Raw genomic sequence first — 23,183 nt, forward strand, 5'->3', positions numbered from 1 at the left:
ATGTCGCTCGACGTTCAGACCTGGCTCCGCACCGCCGGAACCCCGGGCCCCGCGGCCCCGACGACCGCCCTGCTGCCCGGCCTGCCCGGCGCCGACGAGCGGCTGCACGCCGTGATCGCCGCCGCCGCCAGCTTCGAGGAACGCGCCGCCGCCCGCGACGACGGGCAGGCCCTGTTCGCCCCCGACCAGGGCGAGGACCGGCGCAGCCGGGCCGCCGCCGTCGAGACCTGGCTGCGCCGCGCCGCGGGCGACCAGCGCTCCGCCGGGGTGCTGCTCGACCACCTCGCCGAGACCGGCCGCCCGCTCGGCGAGGGCCTGCGTCGGGTCCGGCTCACCGACCCTGCCAGGCTGCCGAGTTGGGCGTACCCGCTGGCCGTGTTCCTGCGCGCCCAGAGCGAGGCGCCCGCCACCGGGCCGGGCGCGGTCGCGGCCGGCTTCCGGGCCGCCGCCGACGCCCTGCTGCCCGCCGGGCAGGGCTCGGTGCTGGGCGTCCCGGTCACCGCGAAGGGCCGCGCCGACGTGGTCGGCACCCTGACCGGACGGCTGGTCGAGGTCGCCAACCTCACCCTCTGCCAGGAGTTCCAGCTCGCCACCGGCCGCCCCCGCGCCACCGGTTGGGACGCCGAGGGCGGCCCGGACGCCTCCGCCGCGGGCTGGCTGGCCCGGCTGGAGCGGCTGCCCGCGCTGGCCTACCTGATCGGCACGGTCTGCCGGCAGTGGCAGGAGATGTACACCGAGATGTTCGCCCGCCTCTCCGCCGACCGGGCCGGCCTGGTCGCCGAGATGTGGGACGGGGTCGACCCGGGCGCGCTGGACTCGGTGCACGGCGACGCCGGCGACCGGCACGCCCAGGGCCGCTCGGTGGCGCTGCTGCGCTTCGCGAACGGCGCCGGCGTGGTCTACAAGCCCAAGGACATGCGGCACGCCACCGCCTTCCTCGGCCTGGTCGAGCGCCTCAACCAGGAGCTGAGCCTCGACCTGCCGGTGCGCACCGTGCTGATCCGCTCCGACCGCGGCGACGACGGCCACGGCGCCTCGCTCAGCACCGACTGCTCCGGCGACTACGGCTGGGAGGAGCTCGTCCCGTCCCGCCCCTGCGCCGACCGCGCGGGCTTCGCCCGGTTCTACCGCCGGCTCGGCATGACCATCCGGCTGGTGCAGCTGCTCGAAGGCCGCGACATGTGGGCCGACAACCTGCTGGCCGACGGCGAGCACCCCGTCCTGATCGACCTGGAGTGCCTGCTCTACCCGCGGGTGCAGAACCCGCCGGTGCTCAAGGACGCCCAGCACGCCCTGCTGGACGAGCTGGAGACCACCGTGGTGCGCACCGCGATGGCCTTCCAGGCGTGGACCCCGGCCGGCCGCACCGACGCCCTCGACATCGGCTGCCTGTCCCGGGTCGGCAGCCTGGAGGTCGTCCCCGGCGTGCCCGCGCTGCCCATCACCGCCTACCGGCCGGTGCACGACGGGCAGCCCGCCGACCCGTGGCAGTACACCGAGGAGGTGGTCGAGGGCTACCGCGAGATGCACGACGCGCTGTACCGGATCCGCGGCGAACTCGCCGCCCCCGAAGGACCGTTGAGCGGATTCCGGGGCGTCTGGGTGCGCTACATCTGGCGGCACACCTGGGACGGCTACAAGATCCTGCGCGCCTCCACCAGCCCGCTCGCGCTGGACGACGGCGCGACCCGGGAGACCGTCATCGCGGGCGCCCTGCGCGGCGCCGTCACCGCCCGCTCCGGCGACCCGGACCGCGGCGACCTGCTGGAGGTGGTGCTCGCCGAGCTCGACTCCTTCCGCACCCTGGACATCCCGTTCTTCCGCTCGCTGACCACCTCGTCCTCGGTGTTCACCGCCGACGGCCGCGAGATCCCCGGCCACTTCCGCTCCACCGGCTGGCAGCGCCTCCAGCAGCGGGTCGCCGAACTCGACGACTTCGACCTGGACACCCACGTCGCGGTGCTCTCCGGCTGCGTGGACGCCGCCCGGGCCGGCACCGAGGAACCCGCCGCCCCGCCGCGCCCGCTCACCGCCGCCGAACCGCCCGCCCCCGGCGAACTGCTGGCCGAGGCCGTCGCGATCGGCGACCGGATCCTGGACGCCCGGCGCGGCACCGGCTGGGTCGCCCAGGGCTGGTACCCGGGCACCGGCCTGCGCCAGGTCGAGGTGCTCGGCCCCGACCTGACCGCCGGCACCCTCGGCATCGCCCTCTACCTCGCCGAACTCTGGTCCGCCACCGGCGAACCCCGCTTCCACCGGGCCGCCCACGCCCTGCTCGCCGAGGCCGCCGCCCTGATCGACCCGGCCGAACCCAAGGCGTTCGCGTTCGCCGGCGACTCCCGGCTGGCCTCCGGCGCACCCGTCCCCGGCGGCTTCTTCGGCCCCGGCGCGATCATCCACGGCCTGGCCCGCGGCGGACTGCTGCTCGGCGAGGCCGACTTCCTCACCGCCGCCCAGGCCCTGGTCCCCGGCGCCATGACGGTCGCCGAGTCCGCCTCCAACCGGCCCGGCCGCCCGGTCAGGATCCCGCACGCCGACGTCCCGCTCGGCACCGCCGGCCTGCTGCTCAACCTGCTGCGGCTGCGCCGCGCCGCGGGCGGCAGCCACGGCGAGACCGACCGGGCGATCCGCACCCTCGCGGCCACCGCCCTCGACCGACTCGCCGACGAGCACACCCCGTTCGACTTCCTGCAGCTCGTCCCCGGCGGCACCGACTCGATCGCCGCCGCGCTCGCCCGCACCCTCGCCGAAGCCCCCGCCCTGCTCGCCGACCCCGAGGACGTCCGGGCCCGGCTGCACGCCCACCGCTTCGACACCGCCACCCGCTCCGGCCGCCTCGCCTGCCTGGACGCCGCCGTCTCGCTCGGCGCCGACGCCGTCGACCAGGCCGACCTCGGCGCCCTCACCCCGCCCGTCACCGGCCCCGAACTCGCCGCCCTCACCGGCCGCGCCCTGCTCTCCGCCGCCACCGAGGCACTCACCGCCGCCGAGGCCGGACTCGTCCACACCCTCCCCGAGGACGCCACCGGGGCCCTGCTGGACGGCCCGTTCTACGACGGGCGCGAGGCCGCCGCCCTGATGGTCCGCGAACTGCTCACCCGCCACCGCCTGCACGGCACCTGGTTCCCGGACCGGGCCGCGCACGACGCCGTCAACCTCGGCGCGCTGGACGGCACCGTCGCCGTCGGCCTGCTGCTGCTGCGCCTGCACGACGCCTCCGCCGCCCCGCTCGCCACCCTGCGCTGACCGCGCGCCGCTTCGAGGAGTACCCGCCATGTCCGAACTCATCGGCTTCAAACGCCACTTCACCCCGTACGTGGTCGACGGCGAGGCCGTCTACCTGGTCTCCGAGCGCGGCGTCTCGGTGGTCGACGGCACGCTCGCCCAGGCCCTCGCCCCGCTGCTGGACGGCACCCGCACCGCCGAGCAGATCGGCGCCGCCCTGGACGGCGTCGTCCCCGCCGACAAGCTGCGGGCCGGCGTCGACAAGCTGCGGGCCGGCGGCTGGGTCACCGCCGCCGACCCGGCCACCGACCGCCCCGGCGCGGCCTTCTTCGAGATGGCCGGGCAGGACGGCGACACCGCGATGACCGCGCTGCGCGCCGCCACCGTCCGGATCGAGGTGCACGGCGACCTCGACCCCGCGCCGTTCCTGGCCGCCCTGGCCGCCGCCGGCGTCACCGTCGACCAGGACGCCGAGTTCACCGTCGCGCTCACCGAGGACTACCTCCACCCCGGCCTGGCCGAACGCAACCGGCAGGCCCTCGCCGACGGCCGCCCCTGGCTGCTGGCCCGCCCGGTCGGCTCGATCGTCTGGGTCGGCCCGGTCTTCAGCCCCGACACCCCCGGCGTCGACGGCTCCGGCTGCTGGGAGTGCCTGGCGCACCGGCTCTCCGCCAACCGGCAGTCGCTCAGCTACCTGCAGCACCGGCTCGGCCAGGACCAGCCGATCTCCACCGCCGGCGCCCACCTGCCCGCCACCCTGGCCCTGGGCACCCAGCTCGCCGCCCTGGAGACCGCCAAGTGGCTGGCCGGCGCCCGCCCGCCGCAGCCCGCCGTCACCACCCTGGACACCGTGCTGCTGGAGAGCGAGAAGCACGTCCTGGTCCGCCGCCCGCAGTGCCCCTCCTGCGGCGACGACGCGATGATGACGCTGCGCCAGCTGGCGCCCGTCCGCTTCGAGTCCCGCCCCAAGGCGTTCACCGCCGACGGCGGCCACCGCTCCGCCTCGCCCGAGGACATGCTGGAGAAGTACCGCCCCCAGCTCAGCCCGGTCACCGGCGTGGTCACCACCCTCGTCCCCGCCGCCCGCACCCCCACCGGCCTGCGGGTCTACGTCTCCGGGCAGAACCTGTCCCGGCAGAGCGGCGACCTCAAGCAGCTGCGCACCGGCCTGCGCTCGGTCTCCTGCGGCAAGGGCCGCACCGACGTGCAGGCCCGGGCCTCCGCGCTCGGCGAGGCGATGGAGCGCTTCTCCGGCGTCTTCCAGGGCGACGAGGCCCGCCGCACCGCGACCTTCGCCGAACTCGGCGACGCCGCGATCCACCCCGGGCGCACCCTGCTCTACTCCGCCAAGCAGTACGCCGAACGCGACCGCTGGAACGTCAAGCAGTCGATGTTCAACGTCGTCCCGGTGCCGTTCCGCACCGACGACCCGATCGAGTGGTCCCCGGCCTGGTCGCTCACCGAGCAGCGGCACCGCTGGCTGCCCACCCAGGCGATGTACTACGGCTACCGGCACGCCGGCCGGTTCTACGCCGCGGGCGACTCCAACGGCTGCGCGGCCGGCACCTCCTTCGAGGACGCCGTCCTGCAGGGCTTCCTGGAACTCGTCGAACGGGACGCCGTCGCGCTCTGGTGGTACAACCGGGTGCAGCGCCCCGCCGTCGACCTGGACGCCTTCGGCGACCCGTACGTCGACCAGCTCCGCGAGGTCTACCGCGGCCTGCGCCGGGAGATCTGGGCGCTCGACCTGACCGCCGACTTCGGCATCCCCGTCGTCGGCGCCTTCTCCCGCCGGCTCGACGCCGGGAACAACGGCACCAACGAGGACGTGCTGATCGCGTTCGGCGCCCACCTCGACCCGCACATCGCGCTCACCCGCGCCCTCACCGAGATGAACCAGTTCCTCGGCCCGGTCGCCGGCGACGAGCACGGCAGGGTCAGCTACGCGGGCGCCGACCCCGAGCAGAAGGCCTGGTGGACCACCGCCACCGTCGCCAACCAGCCCTACCTGCTGCCCGACCCGCGCGCCCCGCGCTCCACCCCCGCCAGCTGGCTCCCGCTCGCGGGCCCCGACCTCGCCGACGACCTCGCCCTCGTCCAGCGGATCGTCGAGGACCACGGCATGGAGTTCCTGGTCGCCGACCAGACCCGCCCCGACGTGGGACTGCCCGTCGCCCGGGTGATCGTCCCCGGCATGCGGCACTTCTGGGCCAGGTTCGCGCCCGGCCGGCTCTACGACGTCCCGGTCCGGCTCGGCTGGCTGGACACCCCGACCCCGGAGAGCGAGCTCAACCCGATCCCCATCTTCATCTGACCGACGCGCGGGGCAGCCGGGCCCGGCTGCCCCGCCCCTCCGGGGAGGTACCCATGACCGTCATCGAAACCCTGCCGCCCGCCCCCGCCACCGGGGGCCACCGCCCGCTCCGCCGCCTGCTGCGCCTGCGCCCCGAGGTCGAGGTCACCGCCCAGGGCGCCGACGTCGAACTCGCCCACCCGTGGGGCCGCCAGCGCGTCCACGCCCTCGGCGAGCGCACCGTCGCCGCGCTGCTCGACCTCACCCGCGCCGACGCCGACCTCGACCTGCTGAGCCTCGACCACGTCCGGCTGCTCAAACTGCTCGAACGCTTCCCGTACCTGGTCACCACCACCGTCGCCGACCCGCTCGGCACCCCGCTGGCCACCGCCGTCCCGATCGCCCGCTCCGCCGCCCTGCCCGGATTCGCCCGCCCCACCGGCCGGTTGGTGCTCTCCCGGTTCGCCTACCTGCGCCGGCTGCCGGACGGCCACGGCCAGGACGGCGAGAGCTGCGTCCTCGAATCGCCGATGGCACCGTTCCGGCTCACCCTGCACCAGGCCGCCGCCGGAGCCTTCGTGGCCGCCCTCAGCACCTCCCGCACCGCCGAGGAGGCCGCCCTGCTCGCCGGAATGAGCCCCGGCGAGGGCGAGGCCCTGGCCGGACTGCTGGCCGGCGGCGGCTTCCTGGACGCCGGACAGGGCTCCGAAGCCCCGCTCTGGGACTTCCACGACCTGCTGTTCCACGCCCGCAGCCGCCCCGGCCGGCACGACTACCCCACCGGCGGCGTCTTCGCCCACCAGGACGTCCCGCAACTGCCCGCCGTCTCCGCCCCCGGCGCCCGCGAGGAGGGCGAGGGCATCGACCTGCCCGTCCCCGACTGGGACACCGTGGTCGCCCGCGACCCCGCGCTCAGCGAGGTCCTGGAAGGCCGCCGCTCGGTGCGCACGTACGCCGACACCCCCGTCACCCTCGACCAACTCGCCGAACTGCTCTACCGGGTGGCCCGGGTCCGCCGGGTCATCCCCGGCGACCCCGCCGACCCGCACGGCTACGACGGCGTCGAACGCCCCTACCCGGCCGGCGGCGCCACCGGCGAACTGGAGGTCTACCTCTCGGTGGTCAAGTGCGTCGGCCTGGAGCCCGGCGTCTACCGCTACGACGCCGCCGCCCACCGGCTGCGCCCCCGCCCGTTCCAACACCCCGGCGAGGAGGCCGCGTTCAGCGAACTCGTCACCGCCGCCTGGCGCGCCACCGCCTGCACCGTCGACCCGCAGGTGCTGCTCACCGTCACCAGCCGGTTCGGCCGGCTCTCCTGGAAGTACAGCCAGATCGCCTACGCGCTGACCCTCAAGCACGTCGGCGTGCTCTACCAGACGCTCTACCTGGTGGCCACCGCCATGGGCCTGGCCCCCTGCGGCCTCGGCTCCGGCGACACCGACGCCGCCGCCCGGGCGCTCGGCCTGGACTGGACGGCCGAGTCCTCGGTCGGCGAGTTCCTGATCGGCAGCCGCCCGGCCGGGGTGCCGCGCACCGCGCACGGCTTCGCGGACGTGGTGGACGCCGCCCGCGCCGGGGAGGGCTTCGGCGAGAACTTCTGACGGCCCTTCCGGAAGCGCGCACGCCTGCGACCCGTCAGCGGGAATCTGACGGGTCGTCGGCGAGCCTGCGTTTCCTCAAGCGCCCTACAGCCAGCCGCACTCGCGGGCGATCCGGATCGCGTCGCAGCGGTTGCGCGCCCTGGTCTTGGCGATCGCCGCCGAGACGTAGTTGCGCACCGTCCCCGGCGAGAGCGACAGCGCCGCGGCCGCCTCCCGCACCGTGCTGCCCTCGGCGATCTCGCCCAGCACCGCCAGCTCCCGGCGGCTCAGCGGCCCGGCCTGCCCGGACCGCACCACGTCCAGCACCAGCCGCGGGTCGTACACCCGGCCGCCGCGGGCCAGTTCGCGCACCGCCGCGATCAGCGCCGGCGCCTGCACGTCCTTCAGCAGCACCCCGGCCGCGCCCTCCACCAGGGCCCGCCGGGACTCCGCCGTCCGCGGCAGCGCCGGGACCAGCAGCAGCACCGCCGTGCCCGGCGCCGCCTGCTGCACCTGCCGGGCCGGCCCCGGCCCGTCCGGCTGCTCCGGATCCAGGCCCAGCACCGCCACCGCGGGCCGCACCCGGGCCGCCGCCGCCGCGGCCTCCTCGCCGCCGGCCGCCTCGGCGACCACCGCGAGGTCCTCCTCCCGGTCCAGCAGGGCCCCCAGGCCCGAGCGGAACAGGTGGTGCCCGTCGGCCAGCAGCACCCGGGTCGAGTCCGTGGCCGCCGGCTCCGCGGACGGGAACCGGTGCGTCATGACCCGCTGCCCCAGCGGGCGTTCCAGTGCGGTCGTCATCCGCGCGCCTCCGCCCGTTCCGGCCCGGTCAGCCCCAGCCCCAGGTACCGGACTCCTGCGCGCCACCGCTCGGGCTGGTGGTCGGGGTCGGGCTGCCGGAGGGGACGGGGGTCGGGTCGGAGACGCCGGGGCCGATCACGACCGCCTGGGCCCCCGCGTCGGCGGGCTGCCCCGGGCCGTCCAGGACCGCCCCGTCGGCGGTGACCACGGCGCCCGGCCGGGCCGGCCCGGCCAGTTCGGCGGCGGTGGCGACGCCACCCACGGTCAGAGCGCCAAGTACGGCAATCGCGACAATTCGAATGTTCAGCGACATGGGAGTGCCCGGTCCTCTCGCGTTCGGCTGATCCCCGGGCTGCCACCGGGGAGTGTGGTGTGAGCCGCCGCCAGGTCTCCGGTGCGCTCCGCGTCCCCCGCCGGGGGCTGCTGCCGCGGTTCCCGCTCCGTCGTCCTGCCGACAACAACGAGAGTGCTCCCGGTGGCACCTCCGTGTCAGTAGCCGGAGCTGGCACCAGAGTGCCGTGACACCCTGAGGACAGCTCCCGCCCCCGCCCCCGGCACCCGACGCCCGGTCAGCTCCGGGCGCTGTCCTGCCACAGCCCCAGCGCGATCCACGGGTCCGCCTCGCAGCGCTCCACCGACCAGCCCGCCAGCGGCCCGTCCGGCCCCACCAGCCGCGCCGCACCCGCCCGCAGCGCCAACTCCGCCGCCAGCAGCGAGGACGCGGTCAGGAAGCACACCGCCGCCAGCCCGTCCACGCCCGCCCGCAGCCGCACGGCCCGCACCCGGGCGTGGCACACCCGGGCCCCGTCCAGCCGCAGCCGCAGCAGCGCCGTCCGCACCGGAGCGGCCCCCGCGGTCTCCGGGCAGCCGTCCTCCACGGGCGGCGGAACCAGCTCCAGGCGGATCGCGTACATCAGTCCAGCGTGGCAAACCGCGGGCCGATCCGGGGGCCGCCACCGGTGTCAGATCCCCGCCTGGCACGAATATGACAGTTCCCGGGCGCTCTTCACGCCTCGCCCACCAGTGCGACAGAATCTCCGCAAGCCGGTTCTCCCCGCCGTCCGGACAGCGCTAGTCTGACGCCCGGTCAGCAGGAATCCGGGGGGTGCGCGGCACCTGCGCGCTGGAGGTCGACATGGGTAGAACCACGAGAACGGGCACCCGGCCGGACGCACGACGGACCGACTGTTGACCGCCGGCGGCCCGATCGGGCTCGACGCGTTCGGCGAGGCGGTCTACCGCGCCATGCTGCTGCACCCCGACCTCGACACCGGCGGCCTGGCCGGACACCTCGACTCCACCGAGGCCGAGGTCGGCGAAGCCCTCGACCGGCTCGCCGACCTCGCCCTCACCCGCCCCGCCAGCTGCGGCACCCGCTGGCGCGCCGTCAACCCCGAACGCGGCCTCGCCGCCCTCCTCGCCCACCAGGAGGCCGAGGAGGCCCGCCGCCAGCGCGAGGCCGAACGCAGCCGGGCCGCGATGGCCGGACTGATCGCCGAGTACGCCAGCATCCACGCCCCCGGCACCGACGGGCAGCGCGGCATCGAGATGCTCGCCAGCCTCGACCAGGTCCGCGACCGGCTGATCCAGCTCGCCTCCGACGCCACCGTCGAAGTGCTCTCCTTCGCCCCCGGCGGCCCGCAGCCCGCCCCCGTCATGGAAGCCAGCCGCGCCCTCGACCAGGAGACCCTGGAACGCGGCGTCCGGATGCGCACCGTCTACCAGGACAGCGTCCGCAACGACCCCGCCACCGTCCAGTACGCCCGCTGGCTGCACGGCCTCGGCGGCGCCGTCCGCACCACCCCCACCCTGCCGCTGCGCATGATCGTGGTCGACAACGCCACCGCCATCGTCCCGATCGACCCCGACGACCCCCGCAAGGGCGCCGTCCTCCTCCAGAGCCCCGGCGTGGTCGCCGCCCTGCGCGCCCTCTTCGACCAGGTCTGGGAACACGCCCGCCCGCTCGGCGAGAGCCCCCAGCGCGACCTGCGCGGCCTCACCGGCCAGGAACGCGAACTGCTCCGCCTCCTCGCCGAAGGACTCACCGACGAACGCGCCGGCCAGCGCCTGGGCGTCTCCCTGCGCACCGTCCGCCGGATGATGGCCGACCTGATGGTCCGGATGGACGCCCGCAGCCGCTTCCAGGCCGGCATCCAGGTCGCCGCCCTCGGCTGGCTGGAGACCGCCGAAGACGCCCCCGCCTAGCCCCCCGGCGGGCCCCTCCCCGCACCCCCGCACCAGGCCACCAGGCAACCCGAGGCCCGCCGCAGGCGGTTCGGGCGGCCGGTGCTCGCCGCAGGCGGTTCCGGCGCTGGCTGTCCTGCTGGTCCGCCGTCGTTGCGGCCCCGCGGCAGGCGGTCGCCGTCATTGTCCGGCGCGGTGGCCCGTCGGCAGTCCTCCGCCCCGGAGCCCGCCGCAGGCGCTCCGCTACGGTTGCCCGCCGTCCGAGGCCCGCCGCAGGCGGTTGCCGTCGCCGCTCGGTGCGGTGGCCCTCCGCCCCGTAGCCCGCCGCAGGCGGTTTCAGCGGCGGTGCTTGCCGTCCGAGGCCCGCCGCAGGCGGTCGCCGTCGTCGCCCGGCGCGGTAGCCCTCCGGCAGTCCTCCGCCTCTGCAGCCCGCCGCAGGCGCTCTGCCAAGGTTGCCCGCCGTCCGAGGCCCGCCGCAGGCGGTTCGGGTGGCCGGTGCTCGCCGCAGGCGGTTTCGTTGCCGTCGCCGCCTCGGCAGTCCTCCGCCCCGGAGCCCGCCGCAGGCGCTCCGCTACGGTCGCCCGCCGTCCGAGGCCCGCCGCAGGCGGTTGCCGTCGTCGCTCGGTGCGGTGGCCCTCCGCCCCGTAGCCCGCCGCAGGCGGTTTCAGCGGCGGTGCTTGCCGTTGGTCGGCGCCGGGGTCGGGTACGGGATGCGCAGCTTGCGGGCGAACGGTGCCACCGAGGCGCCCACGCCCAGCGGGCGGGCCAGGACGAACAGCGAGACCAGCACGGCCAGCGCGCCCGCCGCCAGGCCCGCCAGGCTGCCGAACAGCCCCGCGCCGAACCGCCCCGCCAGCCAGTGCGCGGCCAGCGCGCCCGGGAGGCAGGCCAGGATCAGGCCCAGGTGCAGGACCACCAGCCGGCCGCCCTCCAGCCCGCTGCCGCGCCGTCGCACGCCCAGGTCCACCGTCGCGTTCGCGCCCGGCGCGAAGGAGTCGGTGCGCAGCACCATCGTGGCGTCCGGGTTCCCGCCCGGCGCCTCCCGCCGCGGGGCGGGCACCGTCGCGGGCGGGGCGCCCTTCGCCAGTCGGCGGCCCAGCGCCACGCCGGTCACCACCGCCGACAGGGTGGCCGCCACGGTGTGCGCCACCGCCATGCCGATCACCTTGTAGCGCAGCGGCAGCGTCTCGTAGGCCACCCAGCACAGCGCCGCGTTGGTGCCGGTGGAGATCAGGGTCAGCCAGAACGGCGTCCGGGCGTCGCCCATCGCGTAGAAGCCGCGGGCCAGGCCGTACTGGGCGCAGAACGCGGGCAGGCCGACCGCGAAGGCCATCAGCAGCAGGCCGACCACCATCGCGTCGTCGTGCACGTGCGCCCCGGAGCCGTAGCCGTACGCGGCCATCGCGATCTGCGAGCCCAGCGCGAAGAACAGCACCGCCGCGGTGACCACCATCGCCGCCGAGGAGCGCAGCACGCCCGCCAGGTCCTCGCCGATCTTCCGGTAGTCGCCGGCCGTCGCGGCCCGGGACATGGTCGGCAGCAGCGCCGTCACCAGCGAAACCGTGATCACGCCCTGCGGGACGACGAACAGCGCGTAGGCGTTGTTGTAGGCGGAGAAGCCGCGTCCGCCCAGGATGCCCGCGTCCTTCGCCGCGTTGCCCGCGCTGGTGCTCAGGCTGGTGATCACCGCGAAGGACAGCTGGGTGGCCAGTACCAGGGCCAGTGCCCAGCCGGCCGCGCGCAGCGGCCGGGTCAGGCCCGCGCCGCGCCAGTCGAAGCGCGGGCGGTAGCTGAAGCGGGCCGAGCGCAGCGAGGGCAGCAGCGCGAGCGCCTGCACCATGATGCCCAGGGTGGAGCCGAGGCCCAGCAGCATGGCGTCCCCGCCGCTCACCTCGTTCGCCTCGTAGGCGTGCTTGCCCATCGCCAGGTAGCCGCCGAACACGGCGATCGCGACCACGTTGTTCAGCACCGGCGTCCACATCATGGCGCCGAACCGGTCGCGGGCGTTCAGCACCTGTCCGAGCAGGGTGAACACGCCGTAGAAGAGGATCTGCGGCAGGCAGTACCGGGCGAAGGTGATCGCCAGTTGGCGCTGCACGGGGTCGTCGGCCCCGGAGTAGAGGTCGACGATCTGCGGGGCGAACAGCCAGGCGCCGACCGTCAGCACCACCAGGACCACGCCGCAGAGGGTGAGCAGCCGGTCGCTGTACGCCTGGCCGCCGTCCTGGTGGGTCTGCATCGCGTGCACCAGCTCCGGCACGAACACCGAGGCCAGCACGCCGCCGAGCAGCATCATGTAGACGATGTTCGGCAGCGAGTTCGCCACGTTGAACGCGTCACCGGCCGGGCCGGTGGCCAGCGCCGCCACGATCACCGCGCTGCGCACGAAGCCCAGCGCCCGGGAGGCCAGCGAGCCCAGCGCCATGATCAGGCCGTTGCGGCCGGTGGAGGCGGCGGGCTTGGCCGCGGCGGGCTTCGCGGGCTCGGCCGCCTGCTCCTCGCTCACCCGCGGCGGCGGCACCGGCCGTTCCGGGGCCTGCGGGGCGTACGGCGACCACCCGGGCTGCTCGAACGCCTCGGCCGGGATCCGGCCGAGCTGCATGGTCGGCTGGTCCTGCCCCGGCCACCCGGCCGGCTGCTGCCCGTACGGGTCGCCCGGCGGGTACTGCGGCTGCTGCTGGTGCGGTTGGTGGTGCTGCGGCTGCCCGTACGGGTCGCCCGGCTGCTGCCGGTGCGCCTGCTGCTGCGGCTGGTGCTGCGGCTGCTGGTAGGGGCCGCCCTGCGGTTGGTACGGGTCGGTGGGGCCGTCCGCGGTGTGCATGGTCATCGGACCCCCCGTCGATCGGTGCCCGTCCGGCTTTGCGTGGGTGAGTGCGGTGAGTCGGCGCTGGTCCGGACTCCGCCTGCCGGTTGCAGGGTGCACCAGCCGCAGAAGTCTGCCCCACTTCGGCACCCGATGGGGAGTCGGGTGCCGACCGGCGGGGTGTTCGACCGGGTCGCACCGGTGTCCGGTGGCCTTGCCGCACCCGCCGGGGAGTGTCGTTTGCGCCCGGAAACACGCGGAATGCTGGCCGCACGATTCCCCCGGGGGGAGGAGGCGGGCGACCGGGTGTGACGTTGCTCACGGCCCGTCAGGAACGGCCCGGATCGCGCTCCGTGACCGGCGGTGCGCCCTCCACCGTCCCGACCGGCCCGCCCGTCCCGACTGGCCCGCTCTGCCCGGCCGTCCCGCTCTGCCCGGCTGGTTCGGCCGGTCCGGCGGTCCCGGTCGCCCCGACCCGCCCGCCCGGCCCGCCCGGCCCGCCCGTCCCGACCGGCGGCAGCGGCGGCGCCAGCACCCGCTGCACTCGCGGCCGGGTCCGCAGGCGCAGCAGCCGGACGTCCCGGCGGAGCCGGCCCGGCCGCCACAGGCCCACCGCCAGCGCCGGGGCGGCCAGCGCCACCGGCGCCACCGCCCAGGCCGCCAGCACGTCGCTCGGCCAGTGCGCGCCCAGCGCGATCCTGGTCCAGCCCACCGCCAGCACGGCCAGCGCCGCGGCGCCGCCCGCCGCCGCCCGCCCCGACCGTCCGGTGCGCGGCCAGGCCAGCGCCAGCAGCACCCCGCAGGTGACCGTCGAGGCCAGCGCGGGGCCGGACGGGAAGGAGGCTCCGGCGTCCGGGGCCAGCTGGTCGGCGAAGTGCGGTCCGGGGCGGCCGATCAGCGCCCGCCCCGCGGCGTCGGCGGCCCAGGCCAGCAGCGCGGCCGTCGCCGCCCAGCCCGCCAGCCAGCGGGCGCCCAGTGCCCACAGCCACACCGCGACCGCCCCGAGCAGGGTCCGCATCACCCAGGGCGCGCCCAGGTCGGCCAGCGTCTGCAGGGCGGCCGTCCAGACCGGGTGCCGCAGCGCGTACCGGTGCAGCAGCGCGGCCCAGCCCTGGTCGAACCGGGCCAGCGGCGCCCAGTCGGCCCGGACCAGGACCAGCAGCACCGCGAACACCAGCGCGCCCGCCAGGGCCGGCCAGGCACAACGGAGCGCCCCCGTGCGTTGTACCGGGGGACGGGCCGTCGGCGGGCCGGTGCGCCGACCGCCGCCCGGGCGACCGGTGGCCGCTCGGGAGTCGTGGTCGGCGGACTGGTGCATGACAGACACCTTCCCAGCGGCAGGCGGCGAACCGGCGCTGGGGCGATAGCGATTCGGCATCGGTTGTGCGGATACGCCGCGAAGGCTCCGCGCCGGTTCGGTGCCGGTTCCGGGGAGCACGCCGTGCGGGGCGCGTCACGCTGCGTGTACCGATCGGATGAAAATCGGCAGGATACTGCATCCCCGGTGGAAAACTGAGCCACTTGGGAATGTTGTCCGATTTCTGTGCGTTGGATCGTTACGTGTGAGCCGCGAACGGCCCACACGGTTGTGCCGAGTGGCGGAACGGAGCGCCCCCGGCAGCGTCAGTGAGGGAGCAAGCATGGCCACCCGTGCCGTCGTACGCGACAGGGCCGATCGGACTCGCACCGCCCGCCCGACCAACCTCGAAGCCGACCGCGACCTGGTCGGCATGTACCTCGACGAGATCGCCAGGACGCCCCTGCTCGATGCCGCGGAGGAGGTCGAGCTGTCCCTGCGGATCGAGGCCGGGGTCTTCGCCCAGCACCTGCTCGACGAGGAGGAGTCCCTCGACGGCGTCAGCACCGAGGAGCTGCGGGCGATAGCGGACGACGCCGAGCGCGCCAAGGACGTCTTCATCCGTTCGAACCTGCGCCTGGTCGTCGCCGTCGCCCGCCGCTACCCGCGCAGCGGCCTCCCGCTGCTCGACCTGATCCAGGAGGGCAACGCCGGCCTGGTCCGCGCCGTGGAGAAGTTCGACTACTCCAAGGGCTTCAAGTTCTCCACCTACGCGACGTGGTGGATCCGCCAGGCGATCACCCGCTCCATCGCCGACCAGTCCCGCACCATCCGCCTCCCCGTCCACCTGGTCGAGGAGCTGGGCCGGATCCGCCGGGTCCAGCGGGAGAAGGCCAAGGAGCTGGGCCGCGAGCCCGAGCCCGCCGAGATCGCCGCCGAGCTGGACAGCACGGAGCAGCGGGTCAAGGACGTCCTGGACTGGGCCCGCGACCCGGTCAGCCTCAACATGTCGGTCGACGACGAGGGCGAGACCCAGTTCGGCGACCTGGTGGAGGACACCGGCGCGGTCTCCCCGGAGGACGCGGTGATGGTGATGCTGCGCCGCGAGGAGCTGGACGACCTGATCGGCCGCCTCGACGACCGCACCGCCTCGATCATCCGCAGCCGCTACGGCATGGAGGACGGCCGCGAGCGGACGCTGACCGAGGTCGGCAAGCAGCACGGCCTCACCCGCGAGCGGATCCGCCAGATCGAGAAGCACGCCCTCGCCGAGCTGAAGAAGATCGCCGACCACGCGGGCTTCGAGGCCGCGTAGCACCCGGGCCGTCGGGGCCCGCGCCGGTCCTACAGTGGAGGCATGACCTCCCCGGACGAACAGCAGCCCGAGCCCCGACCCGCGTCCGAGCCCCGGCCCGAGCCCGCTCCCCGGCGCCGACTGGTCTTCAAGGACCCGTTCGAGCAGCAGACCTCCGACGACACCGACCGCGGTTGGGGCGACGCCTCGGGGGAGCGGGGGCTCGACTGGTACCGCAGCCAGCGGCCCCCGCACCACGGGGAGAAGTAGCGGGGGAGCGGGGATCAGCCGCGGCGCACCAGCGCGTCGCGGATCTCGGTGAGCAGCTGGACCTCCATCTCCTCGGCCTCCAGGGCCTCCTCCTCCGCGGTCTTGCGCTTCCGCAGGTAGTGGTTCATCGGCAGGATCAGCAGGAAGTAGACGACGGCCGCGGTGATCAGGAAGGTGAGCGCGGCGCTGAGCACCGAGCCCCAGAGGATGAAGACGCCCGAGGTGACGTTCCCCGCGGCGTCCACCTCGCAGGGGCCCTTGAGGCAGGACTTGTAGGCGGACAGGTCCTTGGTGCCGAACACGCCGACCAGCGGGTTGATCACGCCCTTGACGAACGCGTTGATGACGGTGGTGAAGGCCGCGCCGATGACGACGGCGACGGCCAGGTCCACCACGTTTCCGCGGAGCAGGAATTCCTTGAAGCCTTTCATGCCGCGTCGAACGGCGGCCGCCCCCTGAGGTCACGGGTGAATCCGGCGTCAACGGGTTGACGCCGGCGGGCAGCCGACCGCCCCGGCGGGGGCCCGGCCGGGCGGCGGCGGAGCCCCCCGCGGCGGGCCGCAGAGCAGCGCGGCCGCCAGCACCAGGCACCCCGCGGCGAACCGGCCCGGACGCCGGCGCAGGGCGCCGCGCAAGCGGTGGCGGCCCCGCGCGGTGCTGCGGATCGGCGGGAAATCGGGCACTTCGCGGCGCGGCGGGACGAGCGCGGCGGGCAGCGGGGGCAGTACGGAGGAGGTCACGGCAGCGGGCCTTCCGACGGTTCTCCACGGCCCCGGACGGGGTCGTGACCGCCATCCTGCGCCCGCCCGCCGGAGCCCGGCCGCGGATTTCCCCAGCCTGTGGAAAACCCGGCCCTGTGGAAAACCCCCGTCACCCGCAGGGGTGAGCCGCTGGGCCGTCCGGCCCCCCACCCGTGACCCGCCCCCGCCCGCCGTCCGGAGGAAGCCGCGTAACCCGCCCCGGAGCGCGGCGGAAGCCGCCCCCGAACGGCACGGAGCCCCCGCCCGGCAACGGCCGGACGGGGGCTCCGCGGGAAGGCGGGGGGTCAGCTCGCGGTGGACGCGGAGCCGGAGGAGCTGCTGGAGCCGCTGGTCGAGGACGACGGGGTCGAGGACGACGGGGTCGAGGACGCCGTCGAGGTCGAGGAGGACGAACCGCTCACCGAGCTGCTGGAGCTGGAGCGGCTGTCGGTGCGGTAGAAGCCGGAGCCCTTGAAGACCACGCCCACGGCCGAGAAGACCTTGCGCAGCTTCCCCTGGCAGTCGGGGCACGTGGTCAGCGCGTCGTCGCTGAACTTCTGCACCGCCTCAAGGCCATTGCCGCACTCGGTGCACTGGTACTGGTACGTGGGCACTTTCCGCTTCCTCCTGCACTCCCCCTGGCACTCTCACGCTATGAGTGCTAACGACGGTCCATGATGCGGCATTCCGCTGGTGGAGTCCAGCGGCTCAGCCGCGGCGGGCCGCGCCGACCGCCTCCTCGCGGGCGACGCCGCCCCGTGCCACGGTACGGGGCGCGGGCGCCGGGGAGAGCAGCAGGCGGCGCATCGTGACGAGCGCCACCAGGCCGAGGCCGGAGCCGGCGAGCGCGACGGTGAAGCCGAGCGAGGGCCCGGAGCGGTCGATCAACTGCCCGGCGGCGGTGGAGCCGAGCGCCAGGCCCAGGCCGATCGAGCCGGTCAGCCAGGTGAACGCCTCGGTCTTGGCGCCGTCCGCGACCAGGGTCTCCACCAGGGTGAAGCCGGTGATCAGGGTGGGCGCGATGGCCAGGCCGCAGAACAGGCCCGCCACGGTCAGCGCGACCAGGTTGGGCATCGCCCACAGCGTGGAGCAGCCGAGCACCAGCAGCGCGTAGCAGACCACCATCCGCTGCCGGGCGCCGCTGCGCCACGGGACGAGCCCGTAGAGCACGCCCGCCACCATCGAGCCGGTCGCGAACAGGCCGTAGACCAGGCCGCTGAGCCCGCCCGAGCCGGCGTCCTCGGCGAAGGCGGTGATCGAGACCTGCAGGGTGCCGAAGACGGTGCCCAGGCCGAGGAAGGCCCCGGCCAGCAGGCGCACGCCGGGGGAGGAGAGCGCGGAGGCGCGCCGGACGCCCGGGGCGGCGGGGCCGGTGGGCGCGGGCGCGGTGTCCCGGCGGGCGGCGAAGGCCAGGCCGCCGAGCAGGGTGAGGGTGGCCTCGGCGGTGAGCCCGGCGGCCGGGTCGACCAGGGTGGCGATGCCGGTGGCCAGCATCGGGCCGATCACGAAGGTGAACTCGTCGGTGACGGACTCGAAGGCGAAGGCGGTGTTCATCAGGGCGGGCCGCTCGGCCAGCCGGTGCACCCAGCGGGCCCGGACCATCGCGCCGACCTGCGGCACCGAGGCGCCGGCCGGGGCGGCGGCCAGGAACAGCGCCCAGTCGGGGGCGCCGGAGCGGGCCAGCACGATCAGCGCGGCGACCGCGCAGGCGTGCACGAGCACGGCGGGCACCAGGACGGCGGCCTGGCCGTGGCGGTCGGCGAGCCGGCCGGTCTGCGGGCCGACCAGGGCCTGGGAGACGGCGGCGGCCGCGGCGACCGCGCCGGCCAGGCCGTAGGAGTCGGTGGTGTCGTGCACCAGCAGCACGATGCCCAGGCTGAGCATGGCGTACGGGAGCCGGGCGACCAGGGCGGGGAGCAGGAAGGTCCAGGCGCGGGGGGTGCGCAGCAGCGCGCCGTAGCCGGTGCCGTGGGGGGTGGTGTCGTCGACCGGTCGGCGAGCCGCCACGGTCGGTCCTCTCTGCTGCCTGGTAGCGCCGCGCGGGTGGGACCGGCCGGGCGCCGAGGGTCGTCCTCTCGCGCGCCGACCGGGGCCGTCGCGCCGACTCTGCATCAGGCAGATGTGGAAAATCCGGGTTGATCAGAATGTACAAGCGTATATCAGGGCGTTCCGCCTTCGGTTCAAGCGTTCAGCCGGTCTTCTTCCTGGGGTTGGAAGGCCGGGTGCCGGTCGGCGGTGCCTCCGCGTTGTGCAGCCACCCGGCGAGCTTGCCGCCGCGGTCGACGGCGCGCAGCCGGCGCTCGGCGGCCCCGGAGACCTCGTCGGTGGTGACCACCAGCAGTTCGTCGCCCTCGCGCAGCACGGTCATCTTGTCCGGGACGAAGCTGGAGCCCTCGCGGACGACCAGGGTGACGGCGGCGCCGGTGGGCAGGCGCAGCTCGGAGACCTCGACGCCGGACATCCGGGAGCCGGGGGCGAGCTGGACGGAGAGCAGGTGGCCGTGCAGCTTCTCCAGCGGCGCGGACTCGATGCCGAGGTCCTGCCCGATGTCGCCCTCGCCGATCTTCAGCCACTTGGCGACCAGCGGCAGGGTCGGGCCCTGGAGCAGGGTGAAGACCACGACCAGGACGAAGACCACGTTGAACAGCTGCTGGGCGTCGGTCGCGCCGGTCACCAGCGGGATGGTGGCGAGCACGATCGGCACCGCGCCGCGCAGCCCGGCCCAGGACAGCAGCGCCTGCTCCTGCCAGGGCACCCGGAACGGCGTCATGGTCAGCAGCACCGACAGCGGCCGGGCGACGAACACCAGCACCGTGCCGGCCACCAGCCCGGGCACCACCGCCGAGCCCATGCCGGCGGGCGTGACCAGCAGGCCGAGCAGCACGAACATGCCGATCTGCCCGATCCAGGCCAGCCCGTCCGCGAAGCCGCGCACCGCCGGGCCGTGCGGCAGCTTGGAGTTCCCGAGGATCACCGAGGCGATGTACGCGGCCAGGAAGCCGGAGGCGTGCAGCAGCGCGCCGCCCGCGTAGGCGAGCACGATCAGCGCCAGCACCGCGATCGGGTACAGGCCGGAGGAGGGCAGCGCGACCCGGCGCACCGCGTAGGCGCCGAGCCTGCCGACCGCGTAGCCGACGGCCGCGCCGATCGCCAGCTCGACGACGATGGTGCCGACCAGCACGTACCAGGGATCGAGCTCGCCGGTGCCGGCGAAGGCGACCACCAGGATCACCACGGGCGCGTCGTTGAAGCCGGACTCGGCCTCCAGCAGGCCGGTCAGCCGCTGGGGCAGCGGCACCATCCGCAGCACCGAGAAGACCGCCGCGGCGTCGGTGGAGGAGACGATCGCGCCGAGCAGCAGCGCGGTGCGCCACTCCAGGCCGACCAGCCAGTGCGCGCCGGCGGCGGTGACGAAGACCGAGACCGCGACGCCCAGGGTGGCCAGCACGGCGGCGGCCGGGACCACCGGCCTGATGGCCCGCCAGCTGGTCTTGAGCCCGCCCTCGGCGAGGATGACCACCAGGGCGGCGTAGCCCATCACCTGGGTGAGTTCGGCGTTGTTGAAGCTTATGCCGATGCCGTTCTGGCCGAGGGCGACGCCGATGCCGAGGTAGATCAGCAGCGAGGGCAGCCCCGAGCGGGTGGAGATCCGCACCGCCACCACGGCGAACAGCAGGATCACGGCGGACTCAAGCAGCAGGGTGTTCAGGTGGTCAACGGTCACGCAGGGGCACCTCGGGCAGGGAGGGGGTGACTGACGGATCGTTACCCATCCTAACATTTTACTTGATCTTTACGCTAGCCCCTTCACCCGTCCCCGCCCGGTAAGGTCCTGCGGAGCGTCGAACCGCCGCCGGTGTCCCCCGTGCACGGCCGCCGGGACGCTCGCCCTAATGTGGTGACCTGTCACGGTCGCACGCTCCCTCATACAAGGACTCGGATGCCCCGCTCGAAGAAGTTCCGGCGCGCACGTCTGATCATGATCCTGCTCGCCGTGCTGCTGATCGCGGGTCTGGTCGGCGGCGGCTGGTGGGCGGTGGACACCGTCCGCTCCTCCTTCCCGCAGGTGAGCGGCAGCGTCAAGGTGGCCGGCATGTCCGCCCCGGTGGACGTGGTCCGCGACGACAAGGGCATCCCGCAGCTGTACGCCGACACCGACGCCGACCTGTTCCGGGCCCAGGGCTACGTCCAGGCCCAGGACCGGTTCTGGGAGATGGACGTCCGCCGGCACATCACCGCCGGCCGGCTCTCCGAGATGTTCGGCTCCTCCTCGGTCGAGAACGACACCTTCCTGCGCACCATGGGCTGGCGCCAGGTGGCCCAGAAGGAGTGGGACACCGTCCTGTCCGAGGACACCAAGCGCAACCTGACCGCCTACACCGAGGGCGTCAACGCCTGGCTCGACGAGCACCCCGGCGGCGCCGGCGCCTCGCTGGAGTACGCGCTGCTCGGCACCGTCAACTCCGGCTACCAGCCCGAGAAGTGGGACCCGGTCGACTCCGTCGCCTGGCTCAAGGCGATGGCCTGGAGCCTGTCCGGCAACATGCAGGAGGAGATCGACCGCTCGCTGCTCACCCAGGACTTCAGCACCGAGCAGATCGAGCAGCTCTACCCCGAGTACCCGTACGACCGCAACGGCACCATCGTCAAGACCGGCAAGCTCTCCGCCGACGGCACCTACACCCCCGGCGAGGGCACCACGGTGCCCCCGGTGACCGGCTCCGCCGCCCCGGCCGCCAGCGCCCAGGCCCGGGCCGCCACCCAGGCCCTGGTCGGCGACCTGTCCGACAAGGTGTCCGCGCTGCCGCAGCTGCTCGGCCCGCAGGGGCAGGGCATCGGCTCCAACTCCTGGGTGGTGTCCGGCGCCAACACCACCACCGGCAAGCCGATGCTGGCCAACGACCCGCACCTCGGCCCCGGCATGCCGTCCATCTGGTACCAGATGGGCCTGCACTGCCGCGCCGTCTCGCCGACCTGCAGCTACGACACCGCCGGCTACACCTTCGCGGGCATGCCCGGCGTGGTCATCGGCCACAACAAGGACGTCGCCTGGGGCTTCACCAACCTCGGCGCCGACGTCACCGACCTGTACCTGGAGAAGGTCACCGGCCCGGACACCTACCTCCTCGACGGCAAGGACGTGAAGTTCACCGTCCGCAAGGAGACCATCAAGGTGGCCGGCGGCGACGACCGCACCATCACCGTCCGCACCACCCAGGACGGCATGCCGCTGATCTCCGACCAGTCCTCCGAGGACCAGAAGGTCGGCCAGTACGCCCCCGCCGGCAACGCCGCCCCCGACCGGGCGGCCGGCTACGGCGTCGCGCTGCGCTGGACCGCGCTCGTCCCCGGCAACACCATGGACGCCGTCTTCGAACTCGACCGGGCCACCGACTTCGCCTCCTTCCGGGCCGCCGCCAAGGACTTCGCCGTCCCCGCGCAGAACCTGCTGTACGCCGACACCAAGGGCAACATCGGCTACCAGGCCCCCGGCCTGGTCCCGGTCCGCGGCAAGGGCGACGGCCGCTACCCCGCCCCCGGCTGGGAGTCCGCGTACGCCTGGAAGACCGCCTACCTGCCGTTCAAGTCGCTGCCCTACGCGTACAACCCGCCGGAGGGCTACATCGTCACGGCCAACCAGGCCGTCGTCGACCAGAACTACAAGCCGCTGCTCACCACCGACTGGGAGTACGGCACCCGCGCCAAGGAGATCACCGACCAGATCCAGGGCAAGCTGAAGAACGGCGGCAAGATCTCGCTGGACGACATGCAGTCCATCCAGCTCGACAACACCAGCGTGATGGCCCAGGAACTCGTCCCGCTGCTGCTCAAGGTCAAGATCGACGACCCCTACGTGCGCGAGGCCCAGGACCTCCTCAAGGACTGGAACTACCACCAGGACGCCGACTCCGCGGCCGCCGCCTACTACAACGGCGTCTGGCGGGCCCTGCTCACCCTCTCCTTCGGCCAGAAGTTCCCCGCCGACCTCCGGGTCGAGGGCGACTGCCTGCTGGTGCGCCAGAAGCGCGACAACACCCTGCCCGACGACGCGCTCGGCGGCGCCGCGCAGGCCGTCACCGAGTGCGGCACCCGCAAGCCCTCGCAGGCCCAGCCGGACGGCGGCGACCGCTGGATGGAGGTCGTCCGCCAGCAGCTCACCGACCCGAAGTCGCCCTGGTGGGACTACATCGACTCCGACCACCAGCAGCAGCACGGCCTCGACAACCTGCTCGCCGAAGCGCTCAAGGACGCCCGCCAGGACCTCACCTCGCGCCTCAGCAAGGACATCTCCACCTGGAGCTGGGGCCGCCTGCACCAGCTCACCCTGCAGGAGCCCACCCTCGGCAGCGACGACTCCTCGATCGCCTCCGGCCTGGTCCACAAGCTCCTCAACCGCGGCCCCTACAAGCTCTCCGGCGGCAGCGCCGCCGTCGACGCCACCGGCTGGAACGCCGCCGCCGGCTACGACGTCGACTGGATCCCCTCCATGCGGATGGTCGTCGACCTCAGCGACTTCGACTCCTCCCGCTGGATCAACGTCGGCGGCGCCTCCGGCCACGCCTTCCACCCCAACTACAACGACCAGACCTCCCTCTGGGCCTCCGGCCAACTCCTGCCCTGGGCCTACACCAAGGACGCGGTCACCAAGGCCGGCAAGAACACCCTGACCCTCACCAACTGAGATCAGGGGCTCGGGGA

16 protein-coding genes are annotated in these 23,183 nt (G+C 74.5%); 7 read left to right on the forward strand and 9 right to left on the reverse strand.

All coding sequences use genetic code 11. The features are described 5' to 3' along the window. Genes ACWEO5_RS04645 through ACWEO5_RS04655 form a run of 3 tightly spaced genes read left to right on the forward strand, consistent with a single transcriptional unit; the run spans position 1 to position 7,119 of the window. Positions 1 to 3,246 (forward strand): DUF4135 domain-containing protein, encoded by a 3,246-nt coding sequence (locus ACWEO5_RS04645; protein WP_452160094.1) that lies wholly within the window; start codon positions 1 to 3, stop codon positions 3,244 to 3,246. A gap of 28 nt (positions 3,247 to 3,274) precedes the next feature. Then, complete coding sequence (locus tag ACWEO5_RS04650; RefSeq protein ID WP_452160096.1) at positions 3,275 to 5,539, forward strand: TOMM precursor leader peptide-binding protein; 2,265 nt, start codon at positions 3,275 to 3,277, stop codon at positions 5,537 to 5,539. 53 nt (positions 5,540 to 5,592) lie between these two features. Then, complete coding sequence (locus ACWEO5_RS04655) at positions 5,593 to 7,119, forward strand: SagB family peptide dehydrogenase (protein WP_452160098.1); 1,527 nt, start codon at positions 5,593 to 5,595, stop codon at positions 7,117 to 7,119. An 84-nt stretch (positions 7,120 to 7,203) separates the two neighbouring features. Here the strand turns inward: ACWEO5_RS04655 and ACWEO5_RS04660 are convergent, their stop codons facing one another. From ACWEO5_RS04660 to ACWEO5_RS04670, 3 genes are all read right to left on the reverse strand, one after another. Continuing rightward, on the reverse strand, positions 7,204 to 7,896 hold the full coding sequence (locus tag ACWEO5_RS04660; protein ID WP_344554091.1) for a response regulator transcription factor: 693 nt from the start codon (positions 7,894 to 7,896) through the stop codon (positions 7,204 to 7,206). Positions 7,897 to 7,924: 28 nt separating this feature from the next. Further along, a complete protein-coding gene (locus tag ACWEO5_RS04665) occupies positions 7,925 to 8,158 on the reverse strand; it encodes a hypothetical protein (RefSeq protein WP_452160100.1) in 234 nt (77 codons plus the stop codon). Positions 8,159 to 8,465: 307 nt separating this feature from the next. Continuing rightward, complete coding sequence (locus ACWEO5_RS04670; RefSeq protein WP_344554094.1) at positions 8,466 to 8,810, reverse strand: hypothetical protein; 345 nt, start codon at positions 8,808 to 8,810, stop codon at positions 8,466 to 8,468. A gap of 274 nt (positions 8,811 to 9,084) precedes the next feature. Here ACWEO5_RS04670 and ACWEO5_RS04675 point away from each other — a divergent pair, with 274 nt between their 5' ends. Continuing rightward, positions 9,085 to 10,101, forward strand: a complete 1,017-nt coding sequence (locus tag ACWEO5_RS04675) for a LuxR C-terminal-related transcriptional regulator (RefSeq protein ID WP_452160102.1) — start codon at positions 9,085 to 9,087, stop codon at positions 10,099 to 10,101. A gap of 643 nt (positions 10,102 to 10,744) precedes the next feature. On the opposite strand, the gene murJ is transcribed toward ACWEO5_RS04675, so the two are convergent. Further along, positions 10,745 to 12,907, reverse strand: coding sequence for a murein biosynthesis integral membrane protein MurJ (gene murJ / locus ACWEO5_RS04680; RefSeq protein ID WP_452160104.1), 2,163 nt, complete (start codon positions 12,905 to 12,907; stop codon positions 10,745 to 10,747). A 304-nt stretch (positions 12,908 to 13,211) separates the two neighbouring features. Then, positions 13,212 to 14,048 (reverse strand): phosphatase PAP2 family protein, encoded by an 837-nt coding sequence (locus ACWEO5_RS04685; protein WP_452160106.1) that lies wholly within the window; start codon positions 14,046 to 14,048, stop codon positions 13,212 to 13,214. Positions 14,049 to 14,523: 475 nt separating this feature from the next. Between ACWEO5_RS04685 and ACWEO5_RS04690 the strand changes: the two genes are divergently transcribed. Both ACWEO5_RS04690 and ACWEO5_RS04695 read left to right on the forward strand, forming a co-directional pair. Further along, positions 14,524 to 15,495, forward strand: a complete 972-nt coding sequence (locus ACWEO5_RS04690; protein WP_344554099.1) for a sigma-70 family RNA polymerase sigma factor — start codon at positions 14,524 to 14,526, stop codon at positions 15,493 to 15,495. Positions 15,496 to 15,537: 42 nt separating this feature from the next. Continuing rightward, positions 15,538 to 15,744 (forward strand): hypothetical protein, encoded by a 207-nt coding sequence (locus ACWEO5_RS04695; RefSeq protein WP_344554100.1) that lies wholly within the window; start codon positions 15,538 to 15,540, stop codon positions 15,742 to 15,744. Positions 15,745 to 15,758: 14 nt separating this feature from the next. Here the strand turns inward: ACWEO5_RS04695 and mscL are convergent, their stop codons facing one another. The 4 genes from mscL to ACWEO5_RS04715 form a co-directional block, all read right to left on the reverse strand. Next, on the reverse strand, positions 15,759 to 16,175 hold the full coding sequence (mscL, locus tag ACWEO5_RS04700) for a large conductance mechanosensitive channel protein MscL (protein ID WP_452160109.1): 417 nt from the start codon (positions 16,173 to 16,175) through the stop codon (positions 15,759 to 15,761). 614 nt (positions 16,176 to 16,789) lie between these two features. Beyond that, entirely contained in the window at positions 16,790 to 17,098 is a 309-nt protein-coding gene (locus tag ACWEO5_RS04705) for an FmdB family zinc ribbon protein (RefSeq protein WP_452160111.1), read from the reverse strand. A 94-nt stretch (positions 17,099 to 17,192) separates the two neighbouring features. Next, positions 17,193 to 18,491: an MFS transporter gene (locus tag ACWEO5_RS04710; RefSeq protein WP_452160113.1), complete on the reverse strand. Its 1,299-nt coding sequence runs from the start codon at positions 18,489 to 18,491 to the stop codon at positions 17,193 to 17,195. A gap of 181 nt (positions 18,492 to 18,672) precedes the next feature. After that, positions 18,673 to 20,208, reverse strand: a complete 1,536-nt coding sequence (locus tag ACWEO5_RS04715) for a potassium/proton antiporter (RefSeq protein ID WP_452160115.1) — start codon at positions 20,206 to 20,208, stop codon at positions 18,673 to 18,675. 216 nt (positions 20,209 to 20,424) lie between these two features. On the opposite strand from ACWEO5_RS04715, the gene ACWEO5_RS04720 reads away from it, so the two are divergent. Further along, positions 20,425 to 23,166, forward strand: coding sequence for a penicillin acylase family protein (locus ACWEO5_RS04720; RefSeq protein ID WP_452160117.1), 2,742 nt, complete (start codon positions 20,425 to 20,427; stop codon positions 23,164 to 23,166). The last annotated feature ends 17 nt before the right edge of the window (positions 23,167 to 23,183 follow it).

The sequence above is a fragment of the Kitasatospora sp. NPDC004272 genome, from assembly GCF_053603035.1.